18 protein-coding genes are annotated in these 24,956 nt (G+C 56.6%); 8 read left to right on the top strand and 10 right to left on the bottom strand.

From position 1 onward, the window contains the following. Nucleotides 1-18: 18 nt before the first annotated feature. The 5 genes from trpC to ABEA92_RS17705 form a co-directional block, all read right to left on the bottom strand. Entirely contained in the window at nt 19-798 is a 780-nt protein-coding gene (trpC, locus tag ABEA92_RS17685) for an indole-3-glycerol phosphate synthase TrpC (RefSeq protein ID WP_345685172.1), read from the bottom strand. Then, on the bottom strand, nt 798-2,315 hold the full coding sequence (gene purH, locus ABEA92_RS17690; protein WP_345685298.1) for a bifunctional phosphoribosylaminoimidazolecarboxamide formyltransferase/IMP cyclohydrolase: 1,518 nt from the start codon (nt 2,313-2,315) through the stop codon (nt 798-800). Before purH ends, trpC begins: the two co-directional genes overlap by 1 nt. 166 nt (nt 2,316-2,481) lie before the next feature. Further along, nucleotides 2,482-3,288, bottom strand: coding sequence for a thioesterase II family protein (locus ABEA92_RS17695; RefSeq protein ID WP_345685173.1), 807 nt, complete (start codon nt 3,286-3,288; stop codon nt 2,482-2,484). Between the two features lie 207 nt (nt 3,289-3,495). Beyond that, nucleotides 3,496-4,275, bottom strand: a complete 780-nt coding sequence (hisF, locus tag ABEA92_RS17700; RefSeq protein ID WP_345685174.1) for an imidazole glycerol phosphate synthase subunit HisF — start codon at nt 4,273-4,275, stop codon at nt 3,496-3,498. Between the two features lie 58 nt (nt 4,276-4,333). Then, nucleotides 4,334-5,257, bottom strand: a complete 924-nt coding sequence (locus tag ABEA92_RS17705; RefSeq protein ID WP_345685175.1) for a fructosamine kinase family protein — start codon at nt 5,255-5,257, stop codon at nt 4,334-4,336. 365 nt (nt 5,258-5,622) lie between these two features. On the opposite strand from ABEA92_RS17705, the gene ABEA92_RS17710 reads away from it, so the two are divergent. Continuing rightward, nucleotides 5,623-7,605, top strand: coding sequence for a redoxin domain-containing protein (locus ABEA92_RS17710; RefSeq protein WP_345685176.1), 1,983 nt, complete (start codon nt 5,623-5,625; stop codon nt 7,603-7,605). 337 nt (nt 7,606-7,942) lie between these two features. Here ABEA92_RS17710 and ABEA92_RS17715 read toward each other — a convergent pair whose 3' ends face one another. Then, nucleotides 7,943-8,293 (bottom strand): heavy-metal-associated domain-containing protein, encoded by a 351-nt coding sequence (locus ABEA92_RS17715; RefSeq protein WP_345685177.1) that lies wholly within the window; start codon nt 8,291-8,293, stop codon nt 7,943-7,945. 574 nt (nt 8,294-8,867) lie between these two features. Here ABEA92_RS17715 and ABEA92_RS17720 point away from each other — a divergent pair. The 5 genes from ABEA92_RS17720 to ABEA92_RS17740 all read left to right on the top strand — a co-directional run bounded on the left by ABEA92_RS17720 (nt 8,868) and on the right by ABEA92_RS17740 (nt 13,643). Then, on the top strand, nt 8,868-9,809 hold the full coding sequence (locus ABEA92_RS17720) for a DUF1559 family PulG-like putative transporter (protein ID WP_345685178.1): 942 nt from the start codon (nt 8,868-8,870) through the stop codon (nt 9,807-9,809). Nucleotides 9,810-9,818: 9 nt separating this feature from the next. Next, the gene (locus tag ABEA92_RS17725) at nt 9,819-10,313 is read left to right on the top strand and encodes a hypothetical protein (RefSeq protein ID WP_345685179.1); all 495 of its coding nucleotides are present in this window, start codon (nt 9,819-9,821) and stop codon (nt 10,311-10,313) included. Continuing rightward, entirely contained in the window at nt 10,310-11,578 is a 1,269-nt protein-coding gene (locus tag ABEA92_RS17730; RefSeq protein WP_345685180.1) for a PepSY-associated TM helix domain-containing protein, read from the top strand. The genes ABEA92_RS17725 and ABEA92_RS17730 overlap by 4 nt, the downstream gene beginning before the upstream one ends. A 575-nt stretch (nt 11,579-12,153) precedes the next feature. Beyond that, the gene (locus ABEA92_RS17735) at nt 12,154-13,389 is read left to right on the top strand and encodes a DUF1559 family PulG-like putative transporter (protein WP_345685299.1); all 1,236 of its coding nucleotides are present in this window, start codon (nt 12,154-12,156) and stop codon (nt 13,387-13,389) included. 65 nt (nt 13,390-13,454) lie between these two features. After that, entirely contained in the window at nt 13,455-13,643 is a 189-nt protein-coding gene (locus tag ABEA92_RS17740) for a hypothetical protein (RefSeq protein ID WP_345685181.1), read from the top strand. A gap of 123 nt (nt 13,644-13,766) precedes the next feature. On the opposite strand, the gene thrS is transcribed toward ABEA92_RS17740, so the two are convergent. After that, nucleotides 13,767-15,980, bottom strand: a complete 2,214-nt coding sequence (gene thrS / locus ABEA92_RS17745; protein ID WP_345685182.1) for a threonine--tRNA ligase — start codon at nt 15,978-15,980, stop codon at nt 13,767-13,769. Nucleotides 15,981-16,170: 190 nt separating this feature from the next. Here thrS and ABEA92_RS17750 point away from each other — a divergent pair, with 190 nt between their 5' ends. Further along, entirely contained in the window at nt 16,171-16,596 is a 426-nt protein-coding gene (locus tag ABEA92_RS17750; RefSeq protein ID WP_345685183.1) for a hypothetical protein, read from the top strand. Here ABEA92_RS17750 and ABEA92_RS17755 read toward each other — a convergent pair. Together ABEA92_RS17755 and ABEA92_RS17760 are read right to left on the bottom strand one after the other, a co-directional pair. Then, nucleotides 16,562-20,473: a hypothetical protein gene (locus ABEA92_RS17755; RefSeq protein ID WP_345685184.1), complete on the bottom strand. Its 3,912-nt coding sequence runs from the start codon at nt 20,471-20,473 to the stop codon at nt 16,562-16,564. The genes ABEA92_RS17750 and ABEA92_RS17755 overlap by 35 nt on opposite strands. Before the next feature lie 413 nt (nt 20,474-20,886). Then, nucleotides 20,887-21,771, bottom strand: a complete 885-nt coding sequence (locus ABEA92_RS17760; protein ID WP_345685185.1) for a 3'-5' exonuclease — start codon at nt 21,769-21,771, stop codon at nt 20,887-20,889. A 229-nt stretch (nt 21,772-22,000) separates the two neighbouring features. Here ABEA92_RS17760 and pepT point away from each other — a divergent pair, with 229 nt between their 5' ends. Then, nucleotides 22,001-23,260, top strand: a complete 1,260-nt coding sequence (gene pepT, locus ABEA92_RS17765; RefSeq protein WP_345685186.1) for a peptidase T — start codon at nt 22,001-22,003, stop codon at nt 23,258-23,260. Between the two features lie 230 nt (nt 23,261-23,490). Here the strand turns inward: pepT and ABEA92_RS17770 are convergent, their stop codons facing one another. Beyond that, nucleotides 23,491-24,825 (bottom strand): Lpg1974 family pore-forming outer membrane protein, encoded by a 1,335-nt coding sequence (locus tag ABEA92_RS17770; protein ID WP_345685187.1) that lies wholly within the window; start codon nt 24,823-24,825, stop codon nt 23,491-23,493. Nucleotides 24,826-24,956: the final 131 nt, after the last annotated feature.

A 24,956-nucleotide genomic window follows, 5' to 3' on the forward strand; every position in this document is an offset into this window, starting at 1 on the left:
CAAGCGTGTGGCCGATGCTTATTTGCCGATCAATCGACGCGTGGCGGCTTCGATATCGTCCTGACGCATCAGCGATTCGCCCACCAGCACGGCTTTAACGCCTGCTTTGCCAAGATGCAGCACGTCGTCATGCGTGCGAATGCCGCTTTCGCCGACGACCAACCGATCACGCGGAATCGACTCGCACATTCGCACGGTGTGTTCCAGATCGGTGTGAAAGGTCTTTAGGTCGCGGTTGTTGATCCCGACTAACGAGGTGCCCGTCGCCAACACGGCGTCCAGGTATTGCGGTTCAAATAGCTCGATAAGCGTTTGCAAACCGAGCTCTGCTGCTTGTTGGTGCAGCTCGCACAGTTGGCTGGCCGAAAGACACTCGGCGATCAACAGCACGCAATCGGCGCCTGCGTCACGCGCCTGAAGCAGTTGATAGCGATCGACAATAAAATCCTTTCGCAAGATCGGCAGCTCAATCGCCGCGCGAACGTCTCGCAGGTAGTCGAGCGATCCTTGAAAGAACGGTGCGTCGGTCAAAACGCTGATGCATGCGGCACCCGCCTTTTCATAGCACGACGCGATCGTAACCGGATCAAAATCTTGGCGGATCAATCCCGCCGAAGGACTCGCACGTTTGACTTCGGCGATCAGCTGAACCGCATCTCCTGAGGCCAATGCGGCGTGAAAATCACGGCACGGAGGCAGATCCGCAATTGCCGCTTCGAGTTCGGCTTCGGACCGCTTGGCTTTGTCGGCGAGAATCGTTTTACGAGTCTCGACCAAAATTTTATCGAGGACATTCATCAGTGTTTGAAATGTCGACGTCCGGTGAGAACCAGCGGTAGCCCGTGCTTGTTACAAGCATCGATGACCTCGGAATCGCGTCGCGATCCACCGGGTTGAATGACCGCAACGACGCCCGCTTCGGCAGCCGATTCGATCGAATCGGGGAAGGGGAAGAACGCGTCGGACGCCAGCACTGATCCGCTGGCACGGTCGCCCGCTTTGTCGATCGCGATTTCAACGCTGTCGACGCGGCTCATTTGGCCCGCACCCACGCCGATCAATGCAGTGTCTTTGGCCAACACGATGGCGTTGCTCTTGACGTGGCGAACCATTTCCCAGGCAAACGAGACATCGTCCCAAAGTTCGTCGGCGACTTGGGTCTCCGTGACGGTCTTCCACTGCAGCGGGACGCTGGTCAAGCGATCGGCGTCTTGGATCAACATGCCGCCGCTGATGAAACGTCGCTGGAATGCAGCGGGGCCATCGTCGAGTCGACCGACTTGCATCAGTCGCACGTTTTCTTTCCAGCGAGGCTTTGTGGTGAGCAGGCCGACCGCACCGGCTTCGAAATCGGGGGCAACGATGGCTTCGATGAACAAGCCGGGCTCGCACAACATCTCGGCGGTTTCCATGTCGACGGTGCGGTTGAATCCCAACACGCTACCAAACGCACTCAAGGGGTCGCCGGCGAGGGCTTTGCGGCATGCCCGCGCGATCTTGGCGTCGGTTGCGGCGCCACATGGATTGTTGTGCTTGATCACCGAGGCAGCGGGTTGAGCAAAGCCACGAACGATTTCGAGAGCAGCGTCCAAGTCCAACAGGTTGTTGTAGGACAACTCTTTGCCGTTCAGCTGGCGAGCCGAAACGAGGTTGACCGAGCGAACCGATGGATCAACGTACAACGCAGCTCGTTGGTGAGGGTTTTCGCCGTATCGCAGTTGGGCTTTTCGCTTGAGCGAGAAGTGCAGCGACGAAGGGAACTCGCCCGTCAACGATTCACCTTGCATGTAATCGGCAATCGCGCGGTCGTAGGACGCCGTGTGCTCGAACGCTTCGCCGGCGAGTTTACGCCGCTGAGCCAACGTCGATCCGCCTGATTCGATGGATTCAAGCAGGTCGCCGTATTGTTCTGAACTGGTACAGATCGCGACGTAGTGATGATTCTTGGCGGCGGCACGCACTAGGCTAGGGCCACCGATGTCGATCTGTTCGACGCATTCTTCGCGGGTGGCACCAGGGCGAGCGGCGGTTGCAGCGAACGGATACAGATTCACGACGACCAGGTCAAATGGGACCATGTCGTGCTCGTCCATGCTGTCGACGTGGTCGTCGCGGTCGCGGATGCCAAGGATGCCGCCGAAAATCTTGGGGTGCAGCGTTTTCACGCGGCCGTCCATCATTTCAGGGAATCCTGTGTAGTCGGCGACGTCTTCGACGCTGACGCCCGATTCCTCGAGATGCTTGCGTGTGCCACCAGTGCTGTAGATGGTGACGCCCGCGTTTTGGAGGCCAATGGCAAAATCGGCTAAGCCCATTTTGTCACTGACACTGATCAGGGCATTACGAACGGGAACGAGGTCTGGCACGGGTATTCAGCACGGGTTAGAGGGAGTGGCAACGGGATCGCAAAACCGGCGACGCAAACGTGGACGATTCGCCAATAGAAGACTGTCGCATCGGCCCGCGTGGCGGTCAACCCGGTCACAGGTCCCAGGTGGCAATCTCAAGCACTTCGGCCATCCGCTGCAACGGGGCAAAATGGTCACCCTGGATCGCTCGTAACCGGAATGCCGCCGACGTCATCCGGCTCCATCCCTGCATATCGGCCAAGTCGATCGCACGGTCATCGGTCCCGCAAATCGCGGTGATTGGGACCGCTAGCGTTTCGTCGCCTGGCGAGTGCACGTAGCTCTCAAAAATCGCCAAATCGTGTCTCAAGGCACGCACAAAAAAGCTCAGCGCGTCGGCATCGGCACGAATATTGTCAGGAATCCCGCCAAATAGCTCGTCGACGTCCTCGATCAATTCCGCATCGTCCAGCGTGTGAAGCGACTTGTGATAGCGAAGCCGCTCAGGGGATCGCGTCGAACAGATCACCAATCGATGAGGCGAAATTCCCAGACGCGTCAGCTGTTTGGTGACGCGGTACGCCACTGCCCCTCCGTAGCTGTGTCCGATGATCACCATTGGCGGCTGCTGATCAGCCGATTCGGTCTCGTAGGCGGCCGCGATTTGCGTCGCGAATTTTTGGGCGAGTTGTTCCAAATCGCCATCAAACGTCACGTCCAAGTCCTCTTCACGCTCGGGCAACCGCGGTGTCAGCAACCGCATCGGACGCGGCGGTGGGGCCGAACGGACGCGAAACGCTAGCGTGTTGGTCGTGCCGCCAGCGTGATTGAACCAGTAGACCGTCGGGCAACGGGCGTTGCCTGAGTTGGCATTGGCGTCCTCGGGTTGCGAAAGCACGCGGAAGCGAGCGGTAAATGGATTGGAGGAGGAGATTGTCATGTCAGAATTCCGGCGAAAGTTCGCGGCCAAATTTGCTCGTCATCCGATTTCATCCATGACTCAGTAGAGTCGATCCCGGTCAGTAGGAATCGTTCCCGGCTGGATTGGGACTCGTTGCCTCGTCCACTACCGGGGAAGGGACTCGTTGCCTCGTCCACTACGGGAGAGTGGGGCTGGTCGAACTCGTCCATTGCGGGAAGCGGTGTTTTAGGCGGTGGCCTGTAAACGCACCGGGATCCCGGCGTCTCGCATCGCTTGCTTGGTTTCCTCGATCGTGAATTGGCCAAAGTGGAAAATGCTGGCGGCCAGCACCGCGTCGGCTTTGCCTAGTTTAATTGCATCAATCAAGTGTTGGGGGCCTCCCGCGCCGCCGCTGGCGACGACCGGGATCGAGACCGCTTCGCTGACCGCGGCGGTGATTGGGATGTCGTAGCCGTCACAGGTGCCATCGGCATCCATGCTGGTCAGCACAATCTCGCCTGCTCCGAGGTTTTCGATCTCTTTGGCCCACGCGACGGCCTCCAATCCAGTCGGGGTGCGTCCGCCGTTGATGTGAACCTCCCAAAACTCGTTGCCGTCACGCTGGACACGTTTGGGGTCGATATTGACGACGATGCACTGGCTGCCAAAGCGGTCGGCGGCGCGGCGAACAAATTCGGGGTCTTTGCAGGCGGCTGAATTGATCGAAACCTTATCGCACCCCGCCGACAGCAACGCACGAACGTCCTCGATCGTGCGAACGCCTCCGCCCACGGTCAGCGGCATGAAAATCTGTTCGGCGGTGCGGCGGACGACATCCAAGATGATGTCGCGATCCTCGTGGCTGGCAGTGATGTCCAAAAACACCAGCTCGTCGGCCCCTTCGGCCTCGTAGCGGCGTGCGACTTCGACTGGATCGCCGGCGTCACGAAGATTGACGAAGTTGGTGCCTTTGACGACGCGTCCGTTGTGGACGTCCAAACAGGGGATCACTCGCGCGGCGAGCATGACGGTTTCTCAGGGGTTCGATGGGAATGGGGTGTTTTGCGGTGCCCTGACAAACGCATCACTTCGAACGCAAGATTTCGCTTGCGACTTGGTGGCATTGGCCAAGGTAACCGCTTCCGAACAAGTTCAAATGGTTCAGCAGATGATAAAGAACATAGACGTTTATGCGATGTTGCCAACCATCGGGCAGCGGCCAAGTCGCCTGGTAGGCGTCGTAAAACTCTGCCGGGCAGGATCCAAACAGCTTCAGCATCCCAAATTCCGCCTCACGACACCCATAGTAGACCGCTGGGTCGATGATCACCGGGACACCACCCACGGCGTCGTCCGTGGTTCCGCAAAGATAGTTGCCGCTCCATAAATCGCCATGCAGCAGCGAGGTTTCGTCGGCTCGCCCGGACAATAATTCAGCCATCGCGGCGACAATCGCCTCGCCATCGCGACGCAGCTTCGCGTCGGCTCGGTGTTGGTCGATGGCCCAGCGGAGCTGGAAACCGATGCGGTTTTCGGCAACAAATTCGCCCCAGCCTGCAGTCGCCGTGTTCGGCTGGATCGCTGAACCGAGAAAATTGTCGCTTCTCCAGCCAATCTGGCTGCCGGCGGTCACTCGGTGCAGCTTCGCTAATTGTCGACCAAAGTCGGCGAAAAAATTTTGCGATTGCGGCCTCGTTTCCACCCACTCGGTGACCAGCCACGCTCGCCCGGCCGCCGTGCCCACCGCGAGTGGTTTGGGGATCAAAATCGATTCGGCCGCGGCAAGCGCGGTCAAACCGTCGCATTCGGATTGGAAATTGTCGACAAACCCAGCCTCGTTTGCCTTGGCGAACACCGTACGATTGCCGAGCCGATCGCAGTGAAGCGTGATTTGCATGGCGTTACTAATGCAGCCGCCACCCACGCCGCGTACATCGGATATCTTGGTGCTCGGGTCAATCAGCTGGCCAAGAGCCGCCGAAACATCAGAGTCGCTCGGTGGTTTCATTGTGTAGGGATGAGCCAGAAAGTAGGGATGCAAGATTTAAGTAGGACGGTTTTCCGTTCGCGGCGTGTGCCAACACTGTGAAACATTTTTCCTATCGAGTTTGTGGTAATTTGTCGTAGCGGAAGTCGTCAACGACTTGTTGTTTTAATCGTACGATGGACTTCCTAGTCCGTCGAATACACCATGGACGGACTAGGAAGTCCATCTTACGACCCTTGCCGCAGGAAACTTCACTAAATCAACAAGCCGTCAAGACTTTCGATTGATTGATGTATGCCCCTCGAAACTCTTGACGAGTTCCGCTACAGGAAACTGACTGAGTCTCTTCCAACCAACGATCCTTATCCAACCCTCGAAGGTGCTTTGTGAATTGCGTTCGCTTCCGAATTGCGTCCATTCTGGTCGTCCTACTGTCTGTGGCGGTACCCACGACGACAACTTTCGCTAGCGACCCTGCGGCCGCCGGCGGCACCTCGCTCGATCGGATCGACCTGATTGATTTCCGGGGTCGAACCTGGAAGCTCGACGATTTCCAGTCCGATTCGATACTGGTGGTCGCGATGCTGGGCACCGAGTGTCCGTTGGCCAAATTGTACGCGATCCGGCTGGGGGAAATTCAACAGCAGTACCTATCGCAGTCGGTTCGTGTGATCGGCGTGATGAGCAATCGCCAAGACTCGCTCGAAGAGATCGCGTCGTTCGCGAAACGCCAATCGATCGAGTTCCCGCTGCTCAAGGACGCTGGCAATCGGTTTGCCGATCAAGTCGCTGCCGAGCGAACGCCGGAGGTATTTGTCTACGACGCCGATCGCGAACTTCGTTATCGCGGCCGAATCGATGACCAGTATGGGATCGGGTACATCCGCGACGAACCGCGTCGTCACGATCTACGGATCGCACTGGATGAATTGACGTCGGGGCGTGAGGTTTCACTGCCGCAAACCGATACGGTCGGATGCATCATCGGCCGGACCAAAAAAGTGGTCGAGCACAGTGACGTAACCTACGGCGGCCAAGTCGCCGAGATTCTACGCAAGCGGTGTGTCGAGTGTCACCGTGATGGCGAGATCGCACCCTTCTCGTTGACCGATTACGACGAGGTCGCGGGTTGGTCCGACATGATGGCCGAGGTGGTTCGCGAAGGCCGGATGCCACCGTGGCACGCCAGCGGTGATCACTTGCCGTTCGCCAACGACCGCATGATGAGCGACGAAGAAAAAGAAATCTTGTATGCCTGGGTTGATGCAGGGTCGCCCAAAGGTGACGCCAGCGATTTGCCGCCGCTGCCCGAAAAAATTCCCGGATGGCAACTGCCGCGTGAACCCGATTTGGTCGTGCCCGTCAATACCGAGAGCGTGACGATTCCCGCGACCGGCGAGGTGCGTTATCAGTACTATCGCGTTGATCCCAAGTTGGACGAAGACATGTGGATCGAAGCAGCCGAGTTGAAACCGGGCAATCGCGAAGTGGTTCATCACATCTTGGCCTTCGCCGCACCCAAGGGAACTCGCGGCGGCTTGGACGCGGCACGTGGTTTTTTGGTCGGCTATGTTCCCGGCGCCCGATTGGAATTGGCGCCCAAGGGGCATGCCAAGCGGATTCCCGCGGGCAGCGAACTGATTTTTCAAGTGCACTACACTCCGGTCGGAACCGAGCAGCAGGACCAAAGTTCGCTGGGGATCTGTTTTGCCGATCCTGAATCGGTTACTCACGAGATCGTGACGACCAGTGCAGTACAGCCGCGTCTAAAAATCCCGCCAGGCGAAGCGAATTACGAGACCTCGGGAACCAGTCCACGTTTTCCCGCCGAATCGACGCTGTTGAGCATGAGTCCGCACATGCATGTGCGGGGCAAATCGTTTCGCTATGAGCTGGAAACGGCGGCGGGCAAACGATCGACGCTGCTGGACATTCCGCACTACGATTTCAATTGGCAGACCACCTACGTGTTACAGGATCCGCTGGCGGTCCCCGAGGGAAGCCGGATCGTTTGTACCGCGACGTATGACAACAGCGAAGACAATTTGAACAATCCCGATCCGACGGCGACGGTTCGCTGGGGCGATCAAACGTGGGACGAAATGATGATCGGCTACTATCACTATGCCGTGCCGCTCAGTGAGCAAGCACGCAACGGAGTGAAGAAACCCGCGATGACGCTACGAGAACGCGCCCAAGCATTGATTCGCAATGCGGCTCGTCTGCAGAAATTCGAGCAACTCGACAGCGACGGCGATGGCAAGCTCGCCCGCAGCGATACTCCTAAAAAACTGTACGGAGTGTTCGATGATTTGGATGCCAACGGCGACGGCGTCTTAACAAGACAAGAGGTCGAATCGGCGCCGTAAGCGAGGAACCTTTGTTGGCAAGATGCGAACGGCTTGAAGGTCCCTCGCTGACGCTTTTTGATGTTGCGCGTTTGTATTTAGGGGCAAAGCCCCGGACGTTTACCTAGCCCAGCCCAACGGGCTGGGACCAAGAAAACCAATGAATTGTAGGGCCAACGGTCCGGCCGTTTACTCGGATCTACTGACGACGGCTGGTAAATGGCCGGGCCTTTGGTCCTTAGGTGTCTTGGCATCGCAAACTTGTAAGACAGCGGGTCACTCGGATCGGCAAACGGGGCGAAGAATTCACTCCGCCCCCGTTGCCGATTGAAAAGGCGAGCCGGACGACGTCAAGCGTCTAGCTCTTGGGCTTCGACGTAAACGTTCCGTTTGGTGTCACCATCTTGGTCGGGGTTTTGCCGATACTTTCCATCAGTTCCCAAACGCCCTTCGGACTCAGCCGCACGCCTTGATCGGGGACCACGGTGACGGATTTCTTTTCGATGCTGCACTGTACCTTGGCAACGCCTTTGACACCTTCAAAGCGTTTGCTGATCTTCTTCACGCAGCCGCCGCACATTTCGCCCACCGTCATCACGATTTGCGACTTCGCTGGATCCGCTGCTTGGACAGGCGAGGGAGCAAAAACAGAGACAGCTAACAACATCAAACCAGCCACAAGACCGGTACTTCGAACCCAATTTGACATGCCAGAACTCCTTGTTGGAAAGGCATCACAGAATATCGTCGCCTAACCGCACTCGACCATCGCGTGCAGACTAGAAGCAACCTTCGCAAATACAGTTTTGGCACCCGCAATCAGGACCCCACGGATTTTGAGTTTTCTGATTGCAGAAGCCCAAGGTCATCTGAGCAGCAAGAACAAGCTGCTGACGCACACGCATTTCCTACCGCCACTTTTGCTTCGCATGAAGGCATTTGCGGCCGACCAATCAAAAAGTTGACCATTCGAAGTAGGGCAAGGCTTGGGCTTTGCCTACCCTCAACGTTACTGAAAACAGTAGTCGGTCACAACCGGAACCGCGGGATGAGAATGCTTGCAATCGTTCGATCAAGATCGTGGCTACGAAAACATCGGCAATGCGGCTTGACGGTGTTCTAGGCGGCTACTAGCTTGTTGAGAACGATTCGCAAGAACTGAATTGTCCGCGAAGCCAGCGACGAGTTTATCTCTCTAGCCAGCCACGTTTGACTCGCCCCCCGACACGTTTTCGCGGGGTTTGAAGCATCACGCCTCCCTTTCTCTTGGCTGGAGATTTTTTATGTACCCACGCTCATTTAGCGGCTGTCGGTCGGGCCGCGCTTACAAATCGGCGTTTACGCTCGTCGAACTGCTCGTCGTCATTGCAATCATTGGCGTGTTGGTCGGTTTGCTATTGCCCGCCGTGCAAGCGGCCCGCGAGGCAGCCCGGCGGATGCAGTGCAGTAACAACATGAAACAAGTTGCCTTGGCACTGCACAACTACGAATCGACTCACCGCAGCCTTCCTCCGGCATGGGTCGATTGGGACGCATTGTATGCCGATCCGCTGCATGTCGCACACGCGAATGTTGCCGTACTTCCCTTTCTCGAAGGCGGCAACGCCGAGAGCCAATACAACTACAACGTCCGTTGGGATCATGCCGAGAACGCTGACATGGCCACCAACATGCCGGGGACGTATCAGTGTCCGTCCAATCCCGAAGCGGGAGCGACCGAACCCGATAGCGGATTTCAGACCTGCGACTACGCTCACATTCGTAGCGATACAGGATGGATCACCGATCCGGCACCGAATCGTTCGATGTTCGAGCAGAACGAAATTCGCAAGTTTCGTGATGTCACCGATGGCCTTAGCCACACGATTCTGCAATACGAATCGGCAGGTCGTGCCGCGTTGTATGTCCAAGGCCGAACTGCCGTCTCGCCCTCGTGGTGGTCTCAAGAATACAGGGCATGGGCAGGGCACTTTAACTCGGGATGGCTCTATCCCTACCAAGTGGAATTGGACCCCAATACTGGCAATCCGAATGTGACTTGGTTCGTGGGCACGGACATCATCAACGTCAGCAATCTTTACGGTGCTCCCTATGCGTTTCATACCGGAGGGATGCAAATCAGTTTGGCAGACGGCTCGGTTCGATTCTTGACCGAAAACATCGACATGGACGTGCTCAGCGCATTGACGTCGATTGATGGTCATGAAGTCGTTGGCGAGTTTTAGGGGAACCTCATGAGATTTCTAATCAATATTGGTTTGATCTTGGTTGCATGCGTTTGCGTTGGATGCCGCGAAGGGTGGCAAGCCGCGACGTACCCGGCACAGGGAATGGTGACCGTCAATGGAACGGCTGCTAACGGGGCCGTCGTCACGCTTTATCCGGTCGGCGGCAAGGTGGATGTTCGCAACTCGCGGCCGTGGGCAATCGCGGACCAAGAGGGGCGTTTTGAATTGCAGACGTACGAAGCTGGCGATGGGGCGCCGATCGGTGAGTACAACGTGACTGTGACATGGCCGCTAGACGTCACCAAGATGGACTTGGCGATGACCGACCAATTGGATGGCCAGTTCGCTCGTCCGGAACAGTCACTGTGGAAGGTGGAGATCGAAGAAGGTGAGAACTCGCTTCCGACGATCGCAATCGACGGGGTGAAGCTTCAAACCAAAGTTCAAAACGCCAAGTCGCGTCGGATTCCGCGTGGTCCCGAGATGGAGCCGGGGCAATGAACACGTTCGATACGGCAAAGCTCGCCGATCGCAACCGTGCGGTTCGTTTTCGCTTGCGCAAACTTTGGCTGCTCGCTCATCGTTGGCTCGGGCTGACGATTGGCCTGGTGTTTGTGTTGATCGGGTTGACGGGAAGTTTATTGGTGTTCGATCACGCGATCGACGAGCGGCTGAACTCGGATTTATTGCTGACCAACCGCAGCGGGCAGCCGCGTACGGTGGCCGAGATTATCGTCGCGGCGGAAGCCTTCTATGACGACGGTGCTAAGCAGGCGCTCTCTGTCAGTCGGCCTCGCGTCGATGATGGCGTTTGGACGGTTTGGTTTGCCGGTGGGACGGATCAAGCACCCAAGTACATCGCAGTTCACGTTGATCCCTATTCCGCTTCGGTCACCGGACAACGGGTTTGGGGTGAGGATTTGATGTCATGGATCTACCGATTGCACTTTCAATTGGTCGCGGGCCGGATCGGCTCGATCATCGTCGGCATCATCGGCGTTTTGGTTTTGCTTTCGATCGGATCGGGAATCTTGCTCTGGTGGCCGCTGTGGAAACATAGTTGGCGTGCCGCATTTGCGATCCGTCGTGGACGGCGTTTCAACTATGACGTTCACAAGACGTTTGGGATCGTCAGTGCCGGCTTTCTCGCTGTGATCACCTTCACCGGCGTCTACATGGAATTCCCCGCCGTGTTCAGGTCGGTTGCGGGTGTTTTCAGCGAGGTGAGTAAAGAGCCCCGCGATCTGACCTCCGATCCACAAGAGTCTCGCAAACCGTTGACACCCGACGAAGCGATCGCGATCGCGAGATCCACATTTCCGAATGCCAAATTCGATCACCTGCATCCACCAGCGAACGAGAATGGAACCTATGAAGTCGCATTTCGTCAGCCTGATGAGGTTCAAACAAGCTACGGGCGTTCCCAAGTCTTCCTGGATCAATACAGCGGTCGTGTCTTGAGCGTCCGAAGCCCGGCAGACTTCTCAGCCGCCGACGCGTTCTTTGCCTGGCAATTCCCGCTTCACAACGGAGAGGCGTTTGGTTTGATGGGACGCTGGGCGGTTCTGTTTTTCGGGCTGACTCCGGCGCTGCTGTACATCAGTGGCGCCATCGTATGGTGGCGGAAACGTCGGCCACAACACTCCAAAAATCGACGATCGGCTGGCCAACCGACTGAGATCGACTCAGTCGCCGATGTGGTGACAGACACAGAGCGTTCGCGGCTACCCGCTGCGAAGGAGTTGGTGTCAGGGACCACGCGTTAGTTCCAGATCCAGATGTTTCGTTGGCCTGTTGCTGAACACGGGCTGGCAATTTCAATCGCCGCCGCTACCGCCGATAGGTCGACTTCTAAAGGGGGACCGAGAGGTCGGTAGAGAGTTCCGGTGCATTCGATCCCCCCTCGAACCGTGCTGATCGTTCGGGACCGTGGATCTGCAAGCGATCGCGATTGCACAGTCGCTGCATGTCCCCTTAAACGCTTCGAAGGTGGGCCCCGAAGACCCAGGGTTATTTGGCTGAATTACGGGTGAAAAAGCAACTAAGTGCACCCCGAGTTTTCTCAAAATAGGGGGAAAAAGCTGGATTTGTGCGCAGTTTAACGGCATGGCAATCAATTCGGCCAATCGCTCATATCCCCCACCCCCTATGGTTAAAGTACTGCTATCGCAGGGCATCACTGCGGAACGAGTCGTTCTGCATCCATCGACATCCGACGATTAATCACCTTGTCTCCTCATTTACGTCGGTGCGGCACCGTCCGCTGGTACTGCTTGCAGTGCTAAGTCGAGTCTGATGCCAATTCTTTCAATTGTACTTTTCTTCGAGGGTAAAGAGCATGATGAGAACATCAAGCCGAGCCAAAGGGTTCACGTTAGTGGAACTGCTAGTTGTAATCGCGATCATTGGGGTGCTTGTGGGGCTGCTATTGCCAGCTGTCCAGGCAGCTCGCGAAGCGGCTCGACGGATGAGCTGTAGCAACAACTTCAAGCAGATTGGTCTCGCGATCCACAACTATCATGCGGCCTACAAACAGCTGCCGGTTCACGGCGGCGGTACGCAAGGCACGCATGCCGGTCGCCACGAAAGCGGGCGGCGAGGCAATAATCGTCTCGAGCGATCGGCCTTGGTCGCATTGACGCCGTTCTTTGAACAACAAGCGTTATGGGAGCAAATCAGCAACCCATTTCAGACAACCGACAGCAGCGGAAACGTTCGCACCTACAACGCGATGGGGCCTTGGCCCGGCATGCCTCTTTCGGCTCACTTGAACTGGGGCAACTACGATCCTTGGTTGACAAACATTCCGACGCTTCGTTGCCCGAGCGACCCCGGTATTGGGCTTCCCGCGACCGGTCGTACGAACTACGCGATGTGTACCGGTGACTCTTGTGACACCGGGTTTGGTGGAGCACTCAATCGGATGACGGGGGCGACTCAAAAAGGTGGAACACCTCCGATGTACCAACGAGTCCGGGCTTCGCAGCGAGGGGCGTTCATGGTCCAGCTCGATTCGAAGTTCCGCGACGTGCTTGATGGATTGTCTAACACCATTTTTGCAGGCGAGATCCTGACGGATTTGGGCGACCGTGATAAGCGAACTCATCTGGCCGATAACCAAGTCTCGAACATTTTGAACATGGGCGGAAACTTGGCTTGTCGTCAAAGTCTCGACCCAGAACGTCCACAATTCTGGTCCCAAACGCCCTCGCCGAACCGTTTGACCGGCAGCGGAGAAGAGCGTCGTGGAATGAAGTGGGCATCCTTGTTGCCGATCTATACTCAAATGTTGACGATCCTGCCGCCCAACGCCGAGCTCTGCGGCAATAACTTCTACTACTCGATCGCGGTCGCGCCACCGAGTAGCCGTCACCAAGGCGGCGTGCATGTTTTGATGGGAGATGGTGCGGTGAAGTTCGTCACCGATTCGATCGAGGCTGGTGATTCGGGCCGTGGTCAAGTCGGCGTTCATGCTCAGCACACCGACCCCGATTCGGTTCCAGGTAGCGAAAGTCCTTATGGGCTTTGGGGAGCTTTGGGAACTCGGGCTTCGAAGGAAACCATCGAGGATTTCTAGTCAACCAAGTTCGAGATCCATCTCATTTCACCACTCTCATTCCATTGATATTTTGGAAAAACTGTATGAAGAAAATACGATTATCACTGCTATCGTTGACCGCTTGCTGTGCGATGGTTGGTTGCGGGGAAGACACTGCGACCGTGCCCACCGATCGAGATGAAATGCAGGCTTACATCGACGCGCATCCCGAGTTGAATATCTCGGACGAAGAGCTCAACGCCGAGCCTCCGTCGGAAGACGAAGAAGAGTAAGCTTCGCAGTTAAAAAAAGAAAAACCCCACGCAAATGCGTGGGGTTTTTTTAGGTCGTCACCGCGGAAGCGGCGACTTCGTGCGGCGTGATGAACCGGCGAGCCGCGAACTTAGTACGCGAACCTAGTATTCGTGGCCGGTGGCACCCGAGTCAACGGCGGCCGCACTGCTGAGGCTGCTCTTGACCGCTTGCCGTACTTTGCGAGTCGCGATCTCGTCTTTGAGCCGCGCGATTGCTTCGGCAATCGGCATCGATCCGAGATCGCCATCGATTCGGTCTCGCAGCGCCACCTGGCCTGCTTCGGCCTCTTTCGGACCGACCACCGCCATGTAGTTGACCAAGTCCAGCTGCGCGTTGCGGATCTTCGCTTGCACTTTGCCGTCGTTGTTGTCGATCGTCACCTTCAATCCAGCTTCGTCGAACTGTTTGGCGACTGCCACGGCATAGTCAAGCGACTTGTCGCTCAGCGGCAACACACGAACTTGCTCGGGCGATAGCCACATGGGGAACGCACCGGCAAAGTGTTCGATCAACATCCCGGTGAAACGCTCGAGCGATCCAAACGGAGCCCGGTGAATCATCACCGGCCGATGGGTCGAGTTGTCGCTACCGGTGTACTCGAGCTTGAACCGTTCGGGCAGGTTGTAATCGAGCTGAACGGTACCGAGCTGCCAAGACCGACCGATGCAATCGCGAACCATAAAGTCGGCCTTGGGACCGTAGAATGCCGCCTCGCCCGGTTCTTCGTTGAAATCCAACCCCGAGCTCTCCAGCACGCCGCGGAGAGCGCCTTCGGCATGATCCCAGTTCTCTTCGCTGCCAACATACTTGTCGCTGTCGGGGTCTCGCAAACTTAGCTGCACACGATAATCGTCCAGTCCCACTGCATTGAGTACGAACTTGGTCAATTCGATGGTCGCTCGGAATTCTTGTTCGACTTGATCGCCGGTACAGAAGATATGAGCGTCGTCTTGAGTCAATCCGCGAACGCGGAGCATCCCATTCAATTCACCGGTTTGTTCGTGTCGATACACGGTGCCGAATTCGAACAATCGCAGAGGCAATTGACGATACGACCGCGGCATCGCCTTGAACATGTGACAGTGATGCGGACAGTTCATCGGTTTGATCAGATACCGTTCATGGACGGTTTGCCAACGATGCAGGACCTTTTGTTTGTCTTCGCTGGATGCCGATGCTTTGTAGTCGGGGAATTCCGCGCCCAACACCTTGGCGGCTTCCATCAACTTTTCTTCGCTGTCGCGATCGAGTGTTCCATCCGCTAGCCGCTGAGTCCAGGCATCCACCAATCCGCCGGCTTCGCTGCCGAACAAGGGCGAGAATTGGCTATCGCGGTAATACGGAAAGTGACCGCTGGTTTCGTAAAGCTCCACACGCCCGATGTGCGGGCTGTAGACCGGATCGTAACCGCGGGTAAGTAGTTCCTTGCGAAGGAATTCTTCGAGGGTCACACGGACACGAGCCCCTTTGGGAAGCCACAGACAGAGCCCTTGGCCGACTTCGGGGTTGATCGCAAACAATCCGTGTTGTTTACCGAGCACGCGGTGGTCGCGGCGTTTGGCTTCTTCGAGCTGTTCGAGGTAGGCGGCCAGTTCTTTCTTGTCAAAGAACGCAGTGCCGTATAGTCGCTGCAGTTGCCGCCCTGACGCATCGCCTTTCCAATACGCGCCGGCGACGCTCATCAATTTGATCGCCTTGATCTTGCCGGCGTCCGGAATGTGCGGTCCGCGGCAGAGGTCTACGAATTCACCTTGGCGATAGAAGCTGACAGTGGATTGATCCGACAATCCAGTGTCGATGTGCTCGACCTTTAGATCCTGGTCCAAGTCGTCGCAAAGTTTGCGTGCTTCGTCGCGATCGAGGATAAACCGTTCAAACGGCTCTTTGTCCTTGATGATCTTTTTGATTTCCGCTTCGATCTTGGGGAAATCGTCTTCGCTGATCTTTTCGGGGATGTCGAAATCGTAATAGAAGCCGCCCGAGGTGGTGGGGCCGAACGCGAGCGAAACGCCCTTGTACAGCCGCATCACGGCGCGGGCCATCACGTGGGCCGCCGAGTGACGCAGAACGTCAAGGGCTTCGGCATCACGGCTGGTCAACAAACGCAACGGGATCGGTTGATCATCGTCGTTCAATTCGCCCAAGGGGCGGTTGGCGTCGACCACACGGCCGTGGACCTCGGCGGCAATCACGCCGCGGGCCAAGCCTTCGCTGATCCCTTTGGCGATATCCATCGCGGTGGTGTTGGCGGGATGCTCGTGAAGGGTGCCATCGGGAAGCTGGATTTGTACGTTCGCGCTGGATGCGTTAGACATGAGTGTTCAGACTCGTTTTCGTTAATGGAAACCGTCCATACGTTACGGAGGCATGGATCGATGCCAAAAGGATGATGATATCGCTACCGAACCGTCAATCCCGAATCGGGACGGACCGGCCGTCGGTCCCCTATTTTCTCGACTGAAACCATGATTCTTCGCCAGCGAATTGGCGCCGAGGCAAGCAAAATTGAATGCAATTCAACCCCGTTTCGTCATCCTGCGGCACACCCCCGGTTCCCAAGCGACGCGTGGCCCCGAATCGCCGGCCCCCGTTCCACCGCACTTTGATTGGATGTTCGAAGTCGACGGAGTCCTAAAAACCTGGGCTACCGAGCCGCTTGAGTCGTTTGCAGAGGGGATTTCTACGAAAGTAGAGAAGTTAGCCGATCACCGGGTTCACTATCTGGATTTCCAAGGCGATATCGGAGGCGACCGCGGTGAGGTGCGTCAGGTGATCTCAGGGCACTACCGCAAGATCGAAATTGACACCGAGTTGTTTGTCGCCGAGATCACGTGGCGGGACGCTCGCGGACAAACCCAATCCCGCCATGTGGAAATCGCGGCGGGCTATTTGTTGCTCAAAAACGGATCGGCTTCGGCAGCCAACCCTTGATTCGCTCGGCCACGCCGGTCGGTGCAGCAACCTCTTCGGCATCCTCTTTGATCACCGGGGTCGGACGCACTCGGGTGTCATTGAGCAGGAATTGAGCCCAGCGGTTCTTCAATAAACGAGCCGATGGCGCCAAATTGCCACGCTGTAGTCCTTGCACCGCTAGAAACGCTTGGCTTTGCAACTCGGCACGCTCTTTGTTCATCGGAAAAAAGTCATGCAGATGAACGTCGTCAATCCACAATTTGCCGGGTGACAGACTGTCGATCGTGATTCGCAGTGAATCCATCGTCATCGGATCGATCTTGTCGGCTTCGACCAACACCTTGCGTGGTTGCCATGTGCCGTTGCGAGGCACGTCGACCTCTTCGGAATGGCGGAACGAGGCACCAGATTGCGTTCCCTCGACCGAGACACGGACGCGGTGCGGGGTTGTCACCTCGCTAGCGGCACTTCGGCATGCCAACGAGACCGCCAAACGGCCGGTTTTAGGTGGCGTGATCGTTTCGCTGACCAACCAAGTCTTGGTCGCCATCGCGTTGGCGGTGGTCAAACAGAGCGATCGTTGACCTTCGATCGCTTCGTTCTCATCAATTTGCACCGCGCCTTCGGGGTATTGAGCATGCATCCATCCGGTGATCCCGATGCCGCCCACGACTTCAAATCCAGGGTTGGAAAGCACCGCGTAAGGTTCGCTGTCAGCCAGCATCCCCAAGCGTTCGACAACAATCGTGACATCCGATTTGATCTTGTCGATCGTTTGATTATCGCCATGAACCCGCGAGACCCAAGTCGACAGAGCATCGGAGGATTGTGGCTGTTCTGAGCGGATCACTTTCCACTGTCCCGCGTTCAGCGGCACCGTACACATCAACATGTCGGCGCTATGCCGAGTGACGTCGGTGGATTGACCCACCTCTTTCCAGCGGATGGCTTTTTTCGAAATGACGTCGACTTCGCAAGGCCACGGAGCATGATTGGTGAGACTGAGAACGAGATGTTGGTTCTCCATGCCCCACCGCACTTGGACTGTCTGTGATGCCTGGTCGGGCGACCCAAATTCCTTCATCGGTCGACTCGGCGCTGCATTGTAAGCAAGCAGGATAGGCCGCAGATTCTGGGGGAAACTTCCGCCGACGCTCAAGTGATCGATCATCACTACGCGAGGGTCGATGCGGTCGATCAGCAGGCTCAAGTGAGGTGCGAGCGAGCGGTCAATGATCGTGGCTGGCAAGGATCTTGGCGGCACGGTCGTCGGTGACGGGGTTGCTGGTGACAGGGGTGATGGTGACGAGGACGGTACAGTTTCGTTCGACGCTCCGGCGCTTGCCGCAGAGGCAAAGCGGTGTGGGGTCATGTCCAGTCCGACGCGACCGGTGATCGGTTGCAGCAGCGAAACATAATGGCTGGCGTTTTGTTGGTCCTCGATCTGCTGAGCCAGTGTCGTCCATCCTTCGTGCTTGTGCGATGTCATCGGGACCAAGTTCGAATGGGCTGCCGGCCAAGTCATGTCGACAAGCGATAGCCCCGAGTCGGACGCCAAATGCGTTTGCGAAAGTTCGGTCAACAAACAGAGCTTGCTGCCCAGTAGATGCGAAACCGAGGTGTAAAAATTGCGATTCGATTGGATCGCCCATTTCTGTAGCGAAGCCTGTTTGTCTTGGCGGATCCAATGTTGGACGTCACTGATGGTCGCATCCGGTTTGCCAACCGCGATCGCAAATTGTCGCAGGACCGCGTCGCTCGGCGGGACCGTGCAGTCAAACGCCGCGGTATGATGCGATGCGCTGCAGGGAATCGTGATGCCCGCGAAACAGGAATGACGATTGGTGTGCTGCAGCAATTCTTGGATCCACGCGTACAACGCTTGCTGAACCACAGGATCAATCAACGTGTAGTGCGACAACGGCGCGGGGCTGTGTTGCGGTTGGGCATGCAGCTGCACATGTCGCATCGTCATCGTGGGATCGATCCCCACCACCACTTGGAAATCGCTGCGGTCCATCAGACTTAGGATCAAATCGAGCCACTGCGTTTGGCGTTTGTGATCCGCGGCCATCGCCGAGGCTGGGGTTGGCAAAAATTCGGCGGTGGGAAACAGCGTTTTGCCACCTTCGTTTGCCGAGATGCAAATCGAATTGACGCCTAGCACCGACGCGTATGCTTGCAGCCGCTCGGTGGCCACGAACAATTGATGCAGCGAAATGGCGGCGGCACTAAAATCGGATTTCGCCAGCCGCTGTGCTTCATCGCCCGCCAACCGGCTGGGCCAATCAAAATCTTCGATGTTCAGCATCGACATGCGTGATCGTGCCACTGGGGTCGACAGCTGCGAAGTGGCTTGAGGTGTTGGCGAACGCACCGCAAAGTCTTGCGGGCCCACCTTGATTTCGATCGACTCGATCGCAGCGTCTTGATCGAGATCCAAATTGGTGAGTCGGAGTTGGTCGTTTCCATGAGGGTAGTACAGAAACGATTGGCTGCGCCATTGGTTTTGATCTTCACGATAACGGTCCGACGCTCGTTTTTCATCAAGCAAAACGTATTGCGTCGCGGTGTGTTCTGTCGCAGCGTCGTTTGTCGCGGCATCGCTTGTTAATTCGAGTCGCACGTGAATGGCACGGTTGGCGGGATAGCGAACAGTGACGTAGTGCGGGTGGCCCGGACGCAGTTTGGCTAGACTCGATTCAAAGGTCTTGCCGCCCGGAACAATGGTGATTTTTTGGCCTGCATCAATCGCATTGCTGCGAGGGTGATCCTGCTTGATCAGGCTGGTCGGGATCAGCGGGTTGTTGCGAGTGTTAAAGAACGTTGGCACCGTCCACTGAGACCCTTCGCTCGGTTTGATTTTCGAAACCGTTGGCCACGCTTCGAAGTTGACTTGGCCATCAAGCGAGGTCGCTGCGGGTAATACGGTGAAAACGTGGTTCACGCGTGCAAGCGGTGGACTGTGTCGACGCCATCGTGACCACAATGGGTTTTGGCCTTGCTCTAATTCAAAGCGAACCTCATACACGCCTGCTTCGTCCGGCGCGACATGTTGGAACAAAATGGGTTCGCTGTTGCCGTCGGAATCAAGCGAAATCGGTGACGTCTTGGTCGCCACGACGTGATGGTCCGCAACCCGAATCATCGTGCTGTGTAGCCGTAGTTCACCTTCGTTTGGAACTTGAGCCGCGTGGCTGCGAACGTAAAGCGGCAATTCGACATTGGGTTCACAGATTAAACCCGATGGCGAAACTCCCTTTGCTGCATCGATCCAAACGCGAAGGGAATCGTTCTTGGTTCGCTGCAGCGTCCATCCGGGGCCGTCCGCACCGGTGCTGGAGGAATGAGGATCCGATAACAGCTGCGTGATTGGAATCCGTGTGACCGAGGGCGAGGCGGCTGGGGCGGTGGACGACGATGCCGCAGAACCGCCCGCGTCGGATGCCAATGGCGCGTCGGCGGTGGAGGCATGGATCGTGACAACAACTTCGGCGGTCTTGGCCGCTTGGACGCGAAACGCCGCCGCACCCGAATTCATCGCCACCGCGGAATGAAAGTGCCAGCTAGCGGCTTTTTCCGATCGATGCAGGAAACCGCATGTTGTCGGGTCGCTGCAGAGGTTGCGAAGCTCGGTGATTTTGGCTGCGGTGTTGGATTGATTCGCCTCGGTGTCGATGACTTCGACGTCAATGTTCCAGCGATGGAGCGTCTCGGCGGTCCAGTCGAGTTGCAGGTTTAGATCAAGTCGATCGTTATCGATCGCGGGGGACCCAAGTGATGCGGCAGAGACCGTCGACGCCATGGAATCGGCATCGGGATCACCGGGCTCGCCATCCTGAAATTCGGTTGGCTGACTGCTAGCATCTTGACTGCCAACATCTTGGGCGATCACAGTCGATACGCCGCCGGTAGCAACGAGGACGCCGATCCATATCAGCGTGGTAAGAAACGCGCAGCGATGGAGGCTCGCCCTAAAAATAAGGGAGAAACGTGGAGTTTGCCGGCAAAGACTTCCCTGTCTAGCCATCAACATGCCCCTAGCAGGCTACCTAGTTTGAAATTGGAGAAGGTCCAAGAAACGAAAAGTCCGATGGAGGACCCTAGCTGGAAACCGCCTTGCAGGTAAAGGTGAGTTCTAAAAAGGATTTTTGCTAGCACCTTTGCCGGCAACGCAGGCAATGTGACCGGTTGGAGCACGCGTTTTGGCGTTTGCGGCGTGAAAGAACGTCCGATTTTGACCGGGCGGCTCGCGCCGCTCCGCTATGAAAGACACTCGGTTGGGGCGACAGTCGCTAGCACGGCTCGCTAGCTGTCGCTGGTTTCGGCCGCTTCACTGGTTTCGGGCGTTTCGCTCTCGGCGGCCGCCTTTGCCTTTTCGACCGTTTTGTCTTGCGGTTTTTCCCAATCACGCCACGCATTCAGGTACGCGGTGTAGGCTTCGGAAGTATCGGCGCGTTGCTGGATCCATTCTTTGGCCTTCTGCACCAACTGCATTTCGTTGTCGATCGTGGTTTTTCCCATCAACACCATCGATCGCAAGAAAATGAAGTAAGTATCGAGCACGTCGCAGCGGCAATAATCGCTGATCTCGGTCAGCTTGCCCTCGTCATATTGCTGCTGGACTTGGTCGCCACGCAAATCCATCTTGCCCGGCTTTTTGACCAATTGGGCGACAAGGTTCAGACCGCCGTTGCAGCGTGCGGCGCCATAATTGGTCAATAACTCTTGCAAATCCAAGTGAGCTTCGGTGGTAAATCGGTTTCGCGGCGATCGATAGCCGTCGTTCTTGAACCACTTGGCAGCCGAGATGCCGTAACGAAAGGCCGCCAATTCCATGATCGGCAGATCAAACGAGCGGCCGTTGAAGGTCACCCATTGAGGTTGCCCGTACATCTCCCAGCCTCGCCAAAAATGTTCGGTGATCACGTGAGGGCGAAAGTGGGGTTCGTCGAGCGAAACGATGTCAATCAGGCTAAAGTCGCGGGCCACCTTGGCAATCACGACCGAAATCGGAATCTGGTAGGTGTACGGGATAAACGTGGTGCCGTTTTGTTCGACCAGTTCGTCTTGATACGTCGCGATCGCTTCCTCGGGTGAAAGTCCTTGACCTCCGTAGCGGACGTCGGCAATCAACTCTCCGTCGGCGATACTCTCCACGTCGAAAATGAAATGGGCAACTTTTTCGGTCATCAGATTCTTCGCTGGATGGAATAGGTTCGCGAAAGTTCGCGATTCAGGAGGTTGAGAAAGGGTGAACGCTCGGTCGGCGTCGTCGCCCCCACGATGAGGATAAAGGCGTTGCGGCGTGGTTTCGATCGATTCTGAGCGCGGCTCGACTTAAATTGCCGGCCATTCTCTCTTAATATGACGTCACCTGCTGTAAAGATATCAAAACTTGGCCAAATTCCCACAACAAACCATGAACCAAAACCCCTCTGTCACGATCAATGCATCACGGTTGCTCGAACGATTTTTGCGTTACGTGCGAATCGATACCGCTGCGGACCCCACCAGCGATGAGTATCCCAGTACGCAAAAACAGCGAACACTCGCTCGGCTATTAGAGCAAGAATTGGCTGCGATGAGCATTGCGGACGCCCACATGGACGACAACGCCTTGGTTTGGGGCACGGTTCCGGCAACCAACGGCGGCGGAACTCCGGCGGTCGCCCTGGTGGCGCACATGGACACGTCGCCCGAGGCCCCCAGTGCAAACGTGACCCCCCAAGTCATCGAAGGCTACGCCGGAGGCGATATTTCGCTGTCATCGGGAATCGAAATCTCATTCGCTGATACTCCCGAATTGGCTTCGATGATCGGCAAGACCCTGATCACCACCGACGGAACGACGCTGCTCGGCGGCGACGACAAGGCTGGGATCGCGATCATCATGGAACTTGCCCAAACGTTGATCGAGAACCCGCATTTGCAACACGGGGACGTTCGTTTGTTGTTCACTTGTGACGAAGAAATTGGTCACGGCACCGACAAAATCGATCTCGAGAAACTCAATGCGACCGTTGCGTATACCGTCGATGGCGGTGGCGCCGGCGATATCGATGTCGAAACGTTTTCCGCCGACGGAGCAACCGTTCGATTCACGGGCAACAATATCCACCCCGCAATCGCCAAAGACGTGATGCTTAACGCGGTACGGGCGGCCGCCGACTTTGTTGCCGAACTGCCTCGTGACACGATGACCCCGGAAACCACGTGCGAGCGACAAGGGTTTATCCATCCCAACGCGATCCATGGCGGAGTAGGCGAAGCGACGGTGGAATTGATTTTGCGTTCGTTTGATTCCGAGGACTTGGATGGCTACGCCGACATCGTTCGTCAAGCAGCGGAAACGGCGGCCAAGAAAACACCAGGGGTCAAAGCCGATGTCAAAATCTATCGGCAATATCGCAACCTTCGCGAAGGTCTCGAGAAACTGCCTCAGGCGGTTGATTTTGCCGAGCAGGCGTTCAAAAACCTCGGTCGCCCCTGTAGCCGCGAAATCGTGCGAGGCGGGACCGATGGCAGCCAATTGACCGAGAAAGGATTGCCGACACCAAATTTGTCGAGCGGCCAGCACAACATCCACAGCGTGCGTGAATTTGCGTGTTTGGACGAAATGGTCGAAGCAACCGAGCACCTCGTTGAACTGCTCGCTCTTTGGAGCACACAGCGATCGTAACGAAGTGACGCCGGCGGTGTGTGTTGAATGGATGAGCCGCTTGCATGTAAGCGGCTTATCCGACGCATTGCCTGTTGCCGAGCGGGCCAGTGCCCATCGCCATCTACTTTGGTGCTAATCGAGTGGCTTTTATCGCGGAGCGGTGCTCGCGCATCGCCGCTTCAAAAACCGTGCGGTCAGAACGAAAGTCTTGGCGACTTTCGCTACGGAGGGAAGCGTCGGGGCGTGGCTTAATACGCCAATTCGATGCCGCTGCTGACGCCGATGAAGCTGAGGTTGTCATCCAGTGGGCTGTCGCCGGACATGCCGCCATCAGGACCGGTGAACACGCCAGTCGGATTCGCGCCGCCGACGTCCATGAAATGTTGGGCTTCCAGTGCCACTTGCATCGAGAACCAAGTTGCCGGAGTGTAACGCAATCCAAGTTGGATTTCGGCGTTTCCAGCGAACGAGTGGACCGCATCTTCGGACGATCGTAGATCGATGGCGTTCATCGCTTGCGTGTACTCGTTGACATCGTCCACCGCTGTGAAGTCCTTTTGTCCAAACAACAGCGATCCTCGCGCGTTGCCAAACAGCGACAATGTGTTGAGCGGCAGGGCATGAGTGAATCGCATTGCCACCGTGGGACCGAAACCACGAAATTCACTGCGGGCGTCAAGGTTGCCTGCATCGGTCATTGCGTGATAACGCTGCGCGATCTTGGCGTAGCGGATCCCGGCGTAGACATCCAGCGGTTTGACAATTTGTCGCTGCAGTTCCCAATCGATCACATCGGCGCGAACGCTGCTTGTGAACACGCCTTCTTCGATGAATTGCAGTCCCGTGGATGCATCGCCGTCTTCAAACAAATAGCCGACCGTTCCCAGTGTGAATGAACTGGCCGGGATCAGCCCGTTGGCATCACTGGCTTCAAAGGATTCTCCGTGACGGAATTGCCAATAGCGAACTCGCCATCCCAACGTTTCGTCATTGGCTTCGCGACCAAGTTGAATTCGAGGGCTGTGTTCCATCCCCCAAGGGAACATGACGTGCGAAAACACGTCGTCTTCGCGTTCGGTGATCAATCCGGTTGAGTTGCTTTGGACCGGTTGCACGACCACGCTTTCGTAAGTGACAAACCACTTCGCCGGCTGAGGTTTGTGAGCGTGACGCAGCGGCGTTTGCAATTCCGAGCGAAGCGTGGCGATCTCGAAATTTTGTTCGCTCATCTGGGCCTGCAATTCAGCGACTTGGATGCTCAAGTCCGCCGCACCGCCGCTATAGTCGATCGCAGTCGTTTGCACGACCTGCTCCGCCGTTTCACTCGCTTCGGAATCGATCTCACCTTCTTGCAAATAATTAGCAAAATTCAATCCGTCGGTCTCCTCCGCGATCGCTGGCGGAGCAGTCATGAATGCTAGCAATTGAAGACACAGCCCAACGAGACCAATGAAGGCAGGTCGAACTCGAGAGACGATCGATTGGGGGGCGGTGGGATGCGGCATCATGGTGAATTTCTGGCGAGTGGCGAAGTTTTCAGCGGGTGGCGTCAGCGTGATGACATGGCTTGATGTTGGTTTCATGAATTTTTTTCGCCTTCGGTGGGCAACCGCATGGACGCAAGGAAGGCGACAGAAAACGTTGTTTTTCACGAAAGCCGCTGCGGTTGTCCCCTCCAACTAGCAAATGGGGACGCTCGCCGAAAGAGCGTTAT

The organism is Novipirellula caenicola (assembly GCF_039545035.1).
GTDB lineage: Bacteria > Planctomycetota > Planctomycetia > Pirellulales > Pirellulaceae > Novipirellula > Novipirellula caenicola.